This window comes from Eubacterium aggregans, assembly GCF_900107815.1.
Classification (GTDB): Bacteria; Bacillota; Clostridia; order Eubacteriales; family Eubacteriaceae; genus Eubacterium_O; species Eubacterium_O aggregans.
Genome location: NZ_FNRK01000016.1, coordinates 14382 through 27893, shown reverse-complemented (window position 1 = coordinate 27893; position 13512 = coordinate 14382). Strand labels below are relative to the sequence as shown.

At 48.5% G+C, this 13512-nt stretch carries 12 protein-coding genes and 1 pseudogene; 6 read left to right on the top strand and 7 right to left on the bottom strand.

Annotation, left to right across the window (positions count from 1 at the left end):
* Positions 1-55 precede the first annotated feature (55 nt).
* From BLW33_RS09700 to BLW33_RS09690, 3 genes are read right to left on the bottom strand one after another with little or no spacing between them, the layout of a single operon-like run.
* Positions 56-826, bottom strand: coding sequence for an energy-coupling factor ABC transporter ATP-binding protein (locus tag BLW33_RS09700; protein ID WP_090308180.1), 771 nt, complete (start codon positions 824-826; stop codon positions 56-58).
* Positions 827-840: 14 nt separating this feature from the next.
* Positions 841-1644: a cobalt ECF transporter T component CbiQ gene (cbiQ, locus tag BLW33_RS09695; protein ID WP_090308177.1), complete on the bottom strand. Its 804-nt coding sequence runs from the start codon at positions 1642-1644 to the stop codon at positions 841-843.
* A gap of 23 nt (positions 1645-1667) precedes the next feature.
* Positions 1668-2672, bottom strand: coding sequence for an energy-coupling factor ABC transporter permease (locus BLW33_RS09690; protein ID WP_090308175.1), 1005 nt, complete (start codon positions 2670-2672; stop codon positions 1668-1670).
* 193 nt (positions 2673-2865) lie between these two features.
* On the opposite strand from BLW33_RS09690, the gene BLW33_RS09685 reads away from it, so the two are divergent.
* Together BLW33_RS09685 and BLW33_RS09680 are read left to right on the top strand one after the other, a co-directional pair.
* Positions 2866-3222, top strand: a complete 357-nt coding sequence (locus tag BLW33_RS09685; protein WP_090308172.1) for a metal-sensing transcriptional repressor — start codon at positions 2866-2868, stop codon at positions 3220-3222.
* A 177-nt stretch (positions 3223-3399) separates the two neighbouring features.
* Positions 3400-4149 carry an SDR family NAD(P)-dependent oxidoreductase gene (locus tag BLW33_RS09680; protein WP_207647823.1) on the top strand — a complete coding sequence of 250 codons (750 nt, stop codon included), beginning with the start codon at positions 3400-3402 and terminating at the stop codon, positions 4147-4149.
* Positions 4150-4256: 107 nt separating this feature from the next.
* On the opposite strand, the gene BLW33_RS09675 is transcribed toward BLW33_RS09680, so the two are convergent.
* Positions 4257-5102, bottom strand: a complete 846-nt coding sequence (locus tag BLW33_RS09675) for a MurR/RpiR family transcriptional regulator (protein ID WP_090308170.1) — start codon at positions 5100-5102, stop codon at positions 4257-4259.
* A gap of 213 nt (positions 5103-5315) precedes the next feature.
* Between BLW33_RS09675 and BLW33_RS09670 the strand changes: the two genes are divergently transcribed.
* The 3 genes from BLW33_RS09670 to deoC are packed head-to-tail and all read left to right on the top strand — an operon-like array spanning position 5316 to position 8608.
* Positions 5316-6368 carry a galactitol-1-phosphate 5-dehydrogenase gene (locus tag BLW33_RS09670; protein WP_090308168.1) on the top strand — a complete coding sequence of 351 codons (1053 nt, stop codon included), beginning with the start codon at positions 5316-5318 and terminating at the stop codon, positions 6366-6368.
* 30 nt (positions 6369-6398) lie between these two features.
* Positions 6399-7907: an FGGY-family carbohydrate kinase gene (locus BLW33_RS09665; protein WP_242911647.1), complete on the top strand. Its 1509-nt coding sequence runs from the start codon at positions 6399-6401 to the stop codon at positions 7905-7907.
* A 35-nt stretch (positions 7908-7942) separates the two neighbouring features.
* The gene (gene deoC, locus BLW33_RS09660; RefSeq protein WP_090308165.1) at positions 7943-8608 is read left to right on the top strand and encodes a deoxyribose-phosphate aldolase; all 666 of its coding nucleotides are present in this window, start codon (positions 7943-7945) and stop codon (positions 8606-8608) included.
* 37 nt (positions 8609-8645) lie between these two features.
* On the opposite strand, the gene BLW33_RS14230 is transcribed toward deoC, so the two are convergent.
* From BLW33_RS14230 to BLW33_RS09650, 3 genes and pseudogenes are all read right to left on the bottom strand, one after another.
* On the bottom strand, positions 8646-11846 hold the full coding sequence (locus BLW33_RS14230) for a PAS domain-containing hybrid sensor histidine kinase/response regulator (protein ID WP_207647822.1): 3201 nt from the start codon (positions 11844-11846) through the stop codon (positions 8646-8648).
* Between the two features lie 30 nt (positions 11847-11876).
* Positions 11877-12002: pseudogene (locus BLW33_RS14590) on the bottom strand (hypothetical protein); the annotation flags it as partial.
* 34 nt (positions 12003-12036) lie between these two features.
* Complete coding sequence (locus BLW33_RS09650) at positions 12037-12555, bottom strand: response regulator (protein ID WP_090308160.1); 519 nt, start codon at positions 12553-12555, stop codon at positions 12037-12039.
* A 192-nt stretch (positions 12556-12747) separates the two neighbouring features.
* Here BLW33_RS09650 and BLW33_RS09645 point away from each other — a divergent pair, with 192 nt between their 5' ends.
* A complete protein-coding gene (locus BLW33_RS09645; RefSeq protein WP_090308157.1) occupies positions 12748-13485 on the top strand; it encodes an NAD-dependent protein deacylase in 738 nt (245 codons plus the stop codon).
* Positions 13486-13512: the final 27 nt, after the last annotated feature.

The window sequence follows — 13512 nt, the reverse complement described above, 5'->3', positions numbered from 1 at the left end:
CATTCCGGGGTATTTGGAGTGGCGTCCAACCTGGTTTGTGTCAAAATATTCCTAATTATGAGAGAATGGCTTCATAGCCGTGGGAACAACTCGAACAGCGCTGAAATTTAAAGGGCATTTCCAGATGGCAGTTTTCGAGGAGTGGCGCATCGGATAAAATCTGGGTACAGGCCCCATCGGCCACACAGGCGCCCTCTCGGAGGACGATGGCCCGGTCACACAGCTCTTCAGCCATGTCCAAATCGTGGGTGGCGATGATCCGGGTTTGGGGCATGGCGCTGATGGTCTCCATGAGCCGACGGCGGGCCCAGGGGTCCAGGAAGGAGGAGGGTTCATCAAAGAGGATGACCTCTGGGGACATGGACAAGACGGAGGCCACGGCCACCATCCGCTTTTCTCCGATGGAAAGGTGGGCCGGCATTCGATCCCGGAGCTTTTCGATCCCCAGGAGGGTAAGGGCCTGGGTTACCCGGGCGTCAACCGCTTCGGGGGAAAGGCCCATATTCTGGGGACCAAAGGCAATATCCTCGCTCACCCGGGTGGTAAAGAGCTGATCATCCGGGTTTTGAAAGACAAGCCCCACAAGGCGGCGGATATCCCGGAGGGTTTTCTTCTCAACACGGGTATCCCCAATGGTGATTCCCCCTTCTGTGGGAAAAAGAATACCCGTCAATAAATGAAAGAGTGTGGATTTACCCGCACCGTTGGCTCCAACCAGGGCAATGCATTCTCCCGGGGCAACCTTTAGGGAGAGATGATCAATGGCGGCGTGGCCATCGGGATAGGTAAAAACAAGATCGTCTATGGTAATGGATGTGGGTTGCATAAAATACCGCCTATCTAAAAGAGTGGAAGGAATACTTGGGTCCAAAGGAATGGAAAGAAGCGCATCAGAAGGAGGGCCCCGGCACCGAGGAAAAAGACTGCGTAATTCGCCGCATTTGCAGGGGCAGGCCGTCCCTGGAGGAAGGAGCCATCGTAGCCCCGGCACTTCATGGCGTGATATACCCGGTCCGCCCGATCAAAGCTTCGGAGTAAAAGCTGACCTAAAAAAACACCCATATCCTTCATGCGAATCCCCCGTTCCTGGGGAGCCCGAAGGTGGTAAGCCGTGGTCATCCGGGCGGCCTCTCCCAAAAGGACAGAGATGTATCGGTAAATCAGCAGGATTTGCTCCACTAAAATCCGGGGGATATGGATGCGCAGCAGCTGATAGGCAATGGCGGGTAAACCCGTGGTGGCAATGAGGATCAGGACCGCCGTCACACAGAAACAGGTTTTGAGCAAAATGGTTAAAAAAGAGAGGCCGCCGGTAGTGATGGGCAGAAAGCCAATGACCGCCACCACTTGTCGGTCAAAAATCAAGTTAGCAATCCCGGCAAAAGCCACGAAAGGGAGGGCGATGGCCACCCGTTTAAAGAGGGGCCGCCAGGGAATCTCCGCCAGAGCCATCAGAATAAAAGGAAAGAAGGCAAAAACGGCCAAAAGCCCCGGATTGTACACGGGGCAAGAGACCACAAGCACCAGATATAAAAAGGTGAGGGCCAGCTTGACCCCCGGGTGGAGCCGGTGGATGATGGTCTGGCCATCCACCAGCTCTTCAATGCTGGTCAGTGTATTTAAAGACTGGGAAAAATCGGTCATCGGGACCTCCTGAAAGCCGAACCTTAAGCAGATTTGTGGGATTTTTTTACCTTGGTGATCACAAGCCCAGTCCCTCCGGCCAGAAGCAGTGTGATGCCCGCACCGATAAGACCCGCTGTGGTGGTGCCCATGGCACTCCCCTCACCGCCGGAAAAATCATAATCCGGCATGAAGGCTGTGGATTCCTGGATGGCTGCAGCACCTTCGTGGGCGCCTCCATCGCTTTCTAATTCCGTGGTACCGGCCACATTTTCCATGGCCCATTCCAGACCATCGGGATTGGCCGATGCAAAGAGGGAGAAGCCCCCACCTAAGAGGACCGCGAACACCAGGAGGCTGATGACCACCTTTTTAGTATTCAGCTTAGAGGGAAGGGCGGTACCTTCAATGGCCGTTGCGAGGATTTCCGGGCGCATTTGCTGGATGAAGCACAGGACCCCGGCGGTGACAATCCCTTCCACCAGGCCAATGGCCAGATGAATGGGGAGCATTAGCCCGGTAAAAATACCAAAGGGAAGGGCGGTGATTCCAGATGCCGTGGTTTCTAAGACAACGGAAAAGGCCCCCATGGATAAGGCCAGCACCACACAGAGGATGGAGGACCAGGTGATTCGGCCTTTGGTCAGGCCCTTTTTAAGGATCGGGCGCATGATAAGGGGATAAACGAGGAGACAGGTATAAAAGCCCATATTCCACACATTGCATCCCAGGGCTAATAAGCCCCCGTCGGCAAAAAACAAGGCCTGGATCAGCAGAACGGCGGTCATCACCAGGAAGGCCGGGAACGGCCCCAGTGTCGCCGCTAATAGAATCCCCCCGCCGATGTGTCCGCTGGACCCGGTACCGGGGATGGTGAAATTAATCATTTGACCGGCAAAGACAGCGGCACCTAAAACCCCCATGAGGGGAATGGTCTTTTCATCCACCTCGTCCTTGCATTTATACGCAGAATAAGCGACGCAGCCGGCGCTGGCGGCTAACATAATTCCTCCCACGGCTGGGGAGACCAAAGCATCTGCCATGTGCATAATCGTACCTCTCTTTTCATTGTGACCTTAACTTGTGTTTACAAGTTGATTATACGGCGATAATCCCCATAATACAAGCCCCGGTGGGGGTTATACGGGAAGGAAAAAACAAAAAAAAATTGCGCTTTTGTTTGTTAAAGGCTACAATGGCATCATAAACAATCGGTTAAAATAAAAGCGAAGGGGGTCCACGATGTTAGTGAAGGATGATAAATGTAGCCATAGCCATGACCACGATCATAGTCATGATCATGAGCATGGTCATTCTGGGGATCATGGCCATCACCACAGTGCCAAAGAACAGCGGGCCATCATCAATCGTTTATCCAAAGCCATTGGCCATTTGGAATCGGTGAAACGGATGGTGGAGGAGGATCGGGATTGCAGCGAGGTGCTCATTCAGCTATCGGCGGTGCGCTCAGCCATTAACAATACCGGGAAAGTTATTCTGAAGGGGCATTTAGAGCACTGTATTATCGATGCCGTGCGGGATGATGACATGGCACAGATCGATGCTCTGAGTAAAGCCATTGATCAATTTATAAAATAAAGCAGAAGAATACGATCTTCGTGAACTCAGATAGCCTTTCTGGGTTCTTTTTTTATCTGAATGGAGTCTGAAAGAGATGGGAAATAAGAGAAAAAGGTTGACGGCTTTATATGTACTTATTATAATTACATATAAAGAGTATTGAATTTTATGAGAAGTTTATGAGAAGGAGGTTTCATGATACAGTTAAAGGATAAGGTTGCTATTATTACGGGAGCATCCCGGGGAATTGGTTATGCCATTGCCCAGGCCTATATCGAAGAGGGGGCAAAGGTGGCACTGTGCGGCAGCCGAATTGCCTCGGCTGAAAAAGCAGCCGGTGCGTTAAAAAAAGTGTACCCGGAGGCGGACATCCTGCCCATTGGCGTGGATATATCAAATACGGAAAGTGTTGATGCCATGGTGAAGGCGACCATCGCCCATTATGGAAAAATTGATATTCTTGTCAATAATGCGGGTGTGACCTCGACAAAACAAATTTTTGATATGACGGATGATGATTTTGAATCGGTTCTTCGCATTAATTTGGTGGGACCCTTTAAGTGTATCCGTGCCGTTGCCAAGGAAATGCAGGAGACGGGTGGTGCCATTATTAACACCAGCTCAATGGTGGGGACTTATGGCGGGAAAATGCAGACCGCCTATTCCTCCTCAAAATTTGGGGTCAATGGCTTGACCAAATCCTGTGCCAAGGAACTGGGACCCTATAATATTCGGGTGAATGCAGTGGCTCCCGGAGCGGTGCTTACGGATATGGTTGCCGAATTTGTGGACGATGCCACCATGTCCGCCATCAAAGGGTTTACACCCCTGGGGCGGATGGCAGACCCCAAGGAGCTGGCTGGGGCTTATGTATACTTAGCCTCTGACCAAGCCAGCTTTACCACTGGGACGATCATCCATGTGGACGGCGGCATCGTGATGTAAGCTGCGAGCTGGTGAGTGGGAAAACGTCTAAAAAAACAGCAGGGTTGCATAAGTGATTGCAATCCTGCTGTTTTTTGTGGTGTCCCAATAACGCAAGGGCAGGGTTATCAGGTTTTATTTTTGGCCACGGCCAGGCGGGATTCGTCCAGGGCCGTATAAAAAACATCCTCATGGGACATAAATAAAGATAAATACAAAATATCAATAATGGTCAGCTGCACTAATCGGGAGGCCATGGCCTCAGAATGATATTTTTTATCATTGGTGGAGCTGGACAGGAAAAAATCCACACTTTTAGCAAGGGTTGAGTTGGAAAAGCTGGTCATTCCGATAATCTGGACGCCCCTATTCTTGGCGATATCCACTGTTTTTAAAACCTCCAGGCTTTCACCAGTGTGGGAAATGGCAAAAAGCACATCTCCTGGACCAGCATGAGATAGCAGGATATTCATGAGGTGGGGGTCCGGAAAACTGTTCACATTCAGCCCAATTTTTGCAAACTTATGAAGGGCATCTGAGGCGATGGCAGCAGAGGCGCCCACCCCAAAGAAAAAAATACGTTCCGCCTGAAAGAGGGTATCCAGAACGGATTGGATCAGGGCATCCGGCAGAGAATGAGCTACATCCTTGACCGCCGTCAAGTTGTGGCTGATGACCTTTGCCTTAATTTCATGGATGGAATCCCCGGGACGCAGTTCATCATTGATGGTGCCCGAAGGATCCTTGGAGACTTCTCGGGCTAAATTGATGCGAAAGGTTTGGTAAGAATCGTAATCCATTTTTTTAAGAAAACGCATGACCGTGGTTTCACTGGTGTCGCAATACTTGGCGAGATCAGTAATGGATAGCATGGATGCAGAATCGGTATGGTTAAGAATATAATCAGCAATAATTTTCTGGTTTTTAGAAAAAGTATTGTACTTTGTTCGGATTAAAGGGAGTAAAGAAACCATGGGACCTCCAAAATTTTCATTTCTGAATCTTATTATAACGAAAAAGAGGGGAAAAGTAAAATCGTGTGGATAAAAAAACGTAAAAAATTAACGCATATGATATTGACATCGTAGACTTGAGGGTATATAATTCGTTTATAATTTACGGTGAATAAAATAAATACGTAAATATCAAACGGAATCACCATTCCGAAAAACTCAGGAGGTTTATTCATGAAAGCAGTGCGGATGTACAAACCCGGAGATTTAAGGGTAGAAGAAGTAGCAAAGCCAGAAATGCTATCAGATGAAGTCATGGTGAAAGTGCGTGCCGTGGGGTTATGTGGTTCGGACATTCCCCGGGCTTTAGTTTATGGGGCTCATGTGTCACCCATTACCATTGGCCACGAATTTGCCGGTGAAATCGAAGCAGTGGGGAATGATGTCACTGAATTTGCCCCTGGGGACCGAGTGGTTGTTCCGCCGATGATTCCCTGTGGAAAATGTGAATGGTGCCAAAAGGGGAACTATTCACTATGCGAGGATTATGATTATTACGGCTCCCGAAGAGATGGTGCACTGGCTGAATATGTCTCTGTTAAGCAGACCAATCTCATCAAGATTCCGGATAATGTGTCCTATGAAGATGCCGCCACCATCGATCCCTGTGCCAATGCCTACCATGGCCTTTCCCGGGGGAATTTTAAGGCAGGGGAGAGTGTGGCCATTGTGGGATCAGGTCCCATTGGCCTTTTCGCAGCTCAATACGCCAAGCTGGAAGGGGCCTCTAAGGTCATCGCCATCGATGTGTGGGATGAAAAGTTGGATATTGCGAAAAAGGTTGGGGCGGATGTGGTCATTAACTCCAAGGACACGGATGCCCTTCAGGCGGTGCTGGATGCCACGGATGGCCATGGTGTGGATCTGATTATTGATTTCTCCGGTGTGCCGGCTGCCCAGAAACAAGCGATTTTGATGGCTGGTAAAATGGGCCGGATTGTTTTCTTAGGGATCTCCCATAAGGGGCTGGAACTGTCCGAAAAGGAAGTGGATACCATCCTGCGCAGCCAGTTATCCATCATTGGCTCCTGGAACTCCTTTACCAAACCTTTCCCAGGTGTGGATTGGACGGAATCCTTAAAGATGTTTGCAGAACGGGGGATGACTGCCAAGGATATTATCAGCCATCGCTTACCCCTGGACGAATGCCCGGCAGTCTTTGCAGAGATTGCTAAGGGTGGCTATTTTTACAACAAGGTTATGTTTTTCCCGTGGGGACAGGAATAAACCGGAATTAACCAATTAGAGGAGGATAATATGATGGAAAATGCAAAATATTTTATGGGTGTGGACACGGGGACTCAGAGTGTGCGTGTGGCGGTAACAGATATCAGTGGGAATGTGGTGGCTTCGGACGAGCAGGTCTACGAAACGACTTATCCCAAGCCGGGATGGGCGGAGCAGAAACCCGATGACTGGTGGCGTTGTTTTAACACGGCGGTGGGAAATGTTACCAGTAAGCTGTCCATGGGGATTCGGTACAGTATTGAAGCCATTAGTGTGTGCTCCACCTCGTCCACGGTGGTACCTGTGGACGCAGAGGGGGAAGCCCTCCAGAATGCCATTATGTGGATGGATACCCGGGCGGTCAAAGAAATGGAAACCTGTAATGCGACAAATCATCCCTATTTGGAATATTGTGGGGGTGAGGATTCCGTGGAATGGATGATTCCTAAGGTATTGTGGATTAAAAACAATCAGCCAGATATCTATGCCAAAAGCTATAAGATTATTGAACAGCTGGATTGGATGAACTACAAACTGTGTGGTGTGTATGCCACCTCTATCTGCCAGGCGGCCTGTAAGTGGAATTATGTGGAATGTGAAGGGGGCTGGAATGCGGACTTCTTTAACCAGATCGGATTAGAGGATTACGCCGATAAGCTGGTACTGGATGTCAAACACGTGGGAGACCCCTTAGGCAAAATCGATAAAGCCTTTGCCGAAAAATACGACCTCAACCCCAATATGTTAGTTGTCGAAGGGGGAATCGACGCCCATATCGGAATGCTGGGCATGGGGGTTGCCAAGGCGGGTAAGCTGGCCATGATTATGGGGACGAGCTTCGTACAGCTCTGCTTCTCAGATAAAAAGCTGGTTCTCGATGGTATTTGGGGTCCCTACAATAATCCCATCGTTCCGGGACTGTGGTTATTAGAAGGCGGACAGATTTCTGCCGGCTCCATTGTGAAGTGGTTTATGCGGGAATGGGATTTAAATAAGCTGGATAATCCCTACGCCCATATGAATGCCCTCATCGACGAAATCGAGCCTGGGGCAGAGGGATTAGTGGCCCTGGACTTCTTCCAGGGAAACCGGACACCCTATAAGGATCCCAATGCTAAGGGCGTGATTTATGGCCTGACCTTAAGCCATACCAAAGCACACATCTATCGGGCATTGCTGGAATCTGTGGCTCTGGGGACAAAGAATATTATCGACAATTTTGAATCCCAGGGATGCCCCATTAACAGTATTGTCGGCTGTGGCGGAGTTACCAAGGATGCAACCTGGATGCAGATTATTGCTGATGCTACGGGGAAACCCATTATTGTGACAGTAGACCCCAGTGCGGGTGGTTTGGGCTGCTGCATTGTGGCTTCGGTAGGGTCTGGCGCCTATGACAATTTTGAAGAAGCGACGAAGGGCATGGTTAAGGAAGCGTACTGTGTAGAGCCGAATCCAGATCATTATGATAAGTATCAAAAAGTATTTAACACCTATGTTGAAATTTATGACCAATTAAAGGACACCATGGCCAAATAAGGCCGAATCCTGTCAATCGGAAAGAAGGAGAACTCATGAATAATCAGGAAATTTTATCCCATATCGACCATACCCAGCTCAAGGCTTTTGCCACCTGGGACCAAATTGCAGAATTGTGTGATGAAGCTGTGGCATACGGCACCGCTTCAGTGTGTATTCCCCCGGCTTATGTGAAAAAAGTAGCCGAAACCTACGGGGATAAGCTGACCGTTTGTACGGTCATCGGCTTCCCTTTGGGGTATAATACTACTGCCGTCAAGGCCTTTGAAGCAGCTGAGGCTGTGAAGGAAGGGGCCACAGAGATCGATATGGTGATTAACATCGGTGCCATGAAGGATGGCCGGACCGATTTTGTCCGGGATGAAATTGCCACGGTGAAGAAGGCTGTGGGGGACAATATCTTAAAGGTGATTGTGGAAACCTGCTACTTGACCGATGATGAAAAAGCCACGGTGAGCAAGCTGGTGACTGAAGCCGGAGCGGATTTCATTAAGACTTCCACAGGCTTTGGCACTGGCGGGGCCACCATCCCGGATATTAAAATCTTTAAAGCCAATATTGGACCGGGGGTGCGGATGAAGGCCGCTGGCGGAGTAAAAACCGTGGACGATCTCAGGGATTTCTTAGACCTGGGCTGTGACCGCATTGGTACTTCCTCTGCCGTGGGGATGTTAAAGGGCGAAGCCGCCAAGGATTATTAAAAACAAGCGAATGTAAAATCAAAACCACCGCCCTGATTCAGGGCAGTGGTTTTTGTTTGTCCCAGCCAGACTGCTCAATGAGCCTGGCCAGGGTCTGATATAACTTATGACGATCGATGGGTTTGGACAAATGGGCGTTCATCCCTGCGGCCATGGCGGCGTCTATATCCTCTTCAAAGGCATTGGCCGTCATGGCAATAATAGGAATGGTTTTAGCATCGGGGTGATCTAGGTGTCGAATCGCCCGGGCAGCATCTAAACCATTCATCTGGGGCATTCGGATATCCATTAGAATGGCATCAAAAGTGTAGGGGGCAGAGCGGCCAAAGTACTCCAGTGCCGCATTGCCATTGGTGACAATCGCCACGTCCATATCCCGTTTAGACAGCAGTCGCTTGGCAATCTCCGCATTTAAGGGATGATCCTCAGCCAATAGAATATGTCTTCCGGAGAGGATGTCAAGGGAGATATTGGCGTCTTCTGTTGGAGTCTGGCTGCAATCCTCGGCAGAAGCCTCGGGCATTTGCCATTCGACATGAAAGGCACTGCCTTGGCCCGGGGTACTTTCTACCCAGATGCGTCCCCCCATTTGATGGATGATGCTTTTGACGATGGAAAGCCCCAGGCCTGTTCCTTGTCGGGTAACATCGTCCTGGGTGTTTTCCTGCTCAAAGGGAAGAAAAAGCTTGGGAAGAAACTCAGGATTAATTCCGATACCGGTATCAACGATGGTCACCTGGTTGCGAAAAACCCCCTTTTCCCGGGAAATGCCCTTTAAAATGAGTTTAACCGATCCTCCAGTTGGTGTAAATTTAATGGCATTGGAGAGCAAATTAACGATGACCTGCTGAACTGCGGTCCTATCAAGCTTAAGATAATGGCATTGAATTCCATCGATTTGGAGCTGTAAATCAATCTGTTTTTCCAAAGTGGTGGGACGGACGATGGCCATGGTTTCTCGGATGAAATCCGGGAGATAGACGGCCACGGGGTGCATTGCGATGGGGTGGTTTTCGAGCTTCCTCAGGTCTAGGACATCATTAATAATGGCCAGGAGATAACGGCCAGAGGCCTCGATTTTTTCGAGATAATCCTGAACTTCAGCCAAGTCCTGGCTTTCTTGTCCAAGGGAGGCCAAGGTAAGAACGGCGTTCATAGGAGTACGGATATCGTGGCTCATGCGGCTTAAAAAATCCGTTTTGGCATGATTGGCGTGCTCGGCAAGCTCTAAAGCGTGCTTTAGCTTTGCTTTGGCAACTTCCTGTTCTTCGTAAATATTCGTGACATCAATGCAGGACATTAAAAAAGTTTTTCGCAAGAGATCGATTGCTGTGAACTGAAGTTGTTTCCGCCGCTTGTGTCCATTGGGGAGTAGGAGTCCAAAGCTGATTTTGTAGGTATTGCCGCCTTTGATTTTAGACCAAACATCATTTGTTTGACACAGGCGGGAGACCCGGGCCTGATCTTCTGGGCAAACATAGGTGTCGATAAAGTGTTGATGCTGTCGTTCGTAGGATTCCGTGGGATCATAGAGGTGTTCTTTTAATTTGACCGCATAATCCTGGGCCGAATCCACAGAACTATCGACCACGACCAGGAAATCATAGTCTTTCTTGGCCACCGTCTGCATAACCGTTTGCATAACTTTTTCCTGGGTGATATCAATTGACGAAATTTGGGCGACGATATGCTTGGTCCTTGGGTTCTGCATCAGATGGGCGCTGTAATTGAGCCAAAAGATCTTTGGCGTATCAAAAGTACGGGTTACTTCCATCGAAATCAGATAATTTCCGCTGTTAAAGTTGTGGAGGAGGGCTTTTCGATTAAATAAATCCTTGAATTGTTGGTAATGGTGATGTCCGGTGATGTGCTTGGCGGTTTCTTCAAAATAGTGAGATGCCGTACTGCCCCTTAAATCTCGAACACATTGGAAGATACTGCTAATTTCCAGGACACGGTCATCGGATAAATCCAGAATAATCGTCACGAGGTTATCGCTTTGGGCGGCCTTGCGGTAGGATAATTCTTCCTGGAATTTTTTTTCGGCTTCTTTTTCCCGGGTCACATCCCGGCCGGCACCAAAGGATTTAATGGGTTTGCCGTTGGCATCAAAGGTGCTGGTATAGGTGACCCGCTCACACCAAAAACCGGCTTTGTCGGTGGTTTTGTACCAAATATCCGCTGTGATTTCCGGGACACCTTGGCGTAGGCGGTCAAAGAGATTTAAAAAGGCAGGGATGGAGTCCTCTCGGACAAAGCCGTTTTCCAAAGTCGATTGTGTGTAATGGGGAATCTGAAAACAATTCTGTTTAATCCGGGGTGAGTTGGAGATCACAAAGAGGGAGTCTTCCTGAATGTCGTACTCCCAAATGTTGATCCCAGAGCTTTTAACCGCAACTTTGTAACGAAGCTGGTTCTCCAGCAGAGCCTGCTCAACCTCTTTTAGTTTGTCCACATTGGTATAGTTGGCATAGCATAGCTTCGTTCCATCCTTTTGGGGAATAACGACGCCATTGAGGTTGACCCATAAATAACGCCCTTCCATATCATTGAAAATACGATAAGTGTGATTAATTTTCCCGTTTTGGGCGATGGTATCATCAAGACGTTCTTTGAGTTCTGGCAGATCCTCAGGGTGGACGCCAAGGTAGTTGGTTTGATTCATAACCGCAGCCTGGTGCTCTGGAGAATAACCAAAGAGTTCGAAAAAAGCCTGATTATGGACCTCGGGATGAATGCCAGTACCATCAATGCGGTAAGCACACATTCCCCCGGGGATATTTTCCATCATCAATTCAAGTTGCTTGGATAACTTTAACCGTTCCTGCTCTGAACGTCTGGCGGCGGTGACATCGTCGATGTATTCAACATGGGCAGGAATGCCGTTCCACTCAATGAGCTTTCCGCGCATGGTGAAAATCTGCCCCGTAACAGTATATTCGTAATCCCGTTCTAAGAAACAGTCGGTAGACATTTGGCTGATTTTACAAAAATCACAGGGAGTCGAGCGGCCAAAAAGAAAGGTATAGCATTTTTGCTGGGTGTAATCATCCTGCTCTCTGCCAATGGATTTGAGTCCTGTTCGATTAATATAGAACAGCTCATAGGTGGAGATATCACTGACATAAATGAGGTTTTGGCTGTCATTAACAAGATTATCATACAGTTCGGTCATCCGTGCTGGCCGTTGGAAAACGGCATGAATGATCGGACACCCCGCTTCCTCTCCAATGGACATGGCAGTCATCCGTACCCAGATAAGGCTCCCATTTTTATGATAGAATCGGTAGATTTTATCAATGGAATGTCCCGATTTAAGAGCGGTGGTAGCAGAGCTTAAAAGCCGGCGTTTATCAGCATCATAAAGAAGGGCAGTGGCATCATCGGCAATGATTTTAGCATATTCCCCTCGGCTATAACCAGTCAGTTTAGCAACGCCGTCTGAGAAATATTGGGTTTTTAGGCAGTTGCCAACTAATCGGTAAATGGCAATACCCCCGGGGGAGACTATTGATCAGATGATCGGCTTCACGTTTTGCTTGTATGAGTTGGGCGTTACGTTGTCGTTCATCCTCCAGGGCATAGCGTCCGAGGACATTATGAATGCGAGCCTTAATGATCCGGTTATCTAAAGGTTTACCAATAAAGTCCCAGGCACCGTTTTCCAAGGCTTCTAATTGATAGCCAGGCTCTGCCGTAATGGCGATAATGGGGATGGATTTGTAGGGAGAGGCCTGCATCCATTTTAGAACCTCAATTCCATCCATGTTGGGCATGATGATATCCAGTAGGATAATGGTGATATGATGGGCGTACTGCTCAATTTTTTCAATGGCGTCTTCCCCATCGATGGCAGAGACGATGATAAATTCTTTCGAAAAATATTCGGAAAGAATTTGTCGGTTGACATCCATATCGTCTACGATGAGCATCATTTTTGCGTTCATGTCATACACTCCCTTTATCAATCCCCAAATTGCCGTATAAACGGTCTACTTTTACTCTTTAGAATTATATCAAGAAATATGGGGGAATGGAAGCAGTGTCAGCCATAAAATTTAACAAAACCTTAAGAAAAATCGAATAGAATCAAAAGATAGTTCGAAATAAATAAAAAGAACGGGTTTGGGGAGGATTATATGAGTCGTGAGGCGTTAACATCGATTTTAAAGGAAAGTAATCATATTGTATTTTTTGGTGGGGCAGGTGTATCGACGGCTTCTGGGATTCCTGATTTCAGAAGTTCAGACGGTCTCTTTAATGAGCGACTCAATCGCCATTTCACACCGGAACAGTTGGTATCTCATACATATTTTGAACGATACCCTGAAGATTTTTATGCCTTTTATAAGGATAAGCTGGTGTATCCAGACGCCAAGCCCAATGGCTGTCACTTAGCCCTGGCCAAGTTAGAGGCCATGGGGAAATTAAAGGCCGTCATTACCCAGAATATCGATGGCCTTCACCAAAAGGCGGGAAGCCAGGTGGTTTACGAACTTCATGGGTCGGTGCTGCGCAACTACTGTACCCAGTGCCATGCCTTTTACGATGAGACCTTCATTCTATCTGCCGAAGGCATTCCCCGATGTGCGCATTGTGGCGGTGTGGTTAAGCCGGATGTGGTTCTTTACGAGGAAGGTCTGGATAACCAGGTGATTGATGGGGCGATTCGGGCGATTTCCAAGGCGGACACGCTGATTATCGGGGGGACCTCTTTGGTGGTGTATCCCGCGGCGGGACTCATTGATTATTTTAGAGGGAAACATCTTGTGTTGATTAATAAGAGCACGACCTCTGCGGATAATCGGGCGGATCTGATTATCCATGAGGATATCGCTGGGGTGATGACCGCAGCCGTTACGGCCCTGGAATCCTAAGCATCATAAAATGATCCTAAGGTCCCT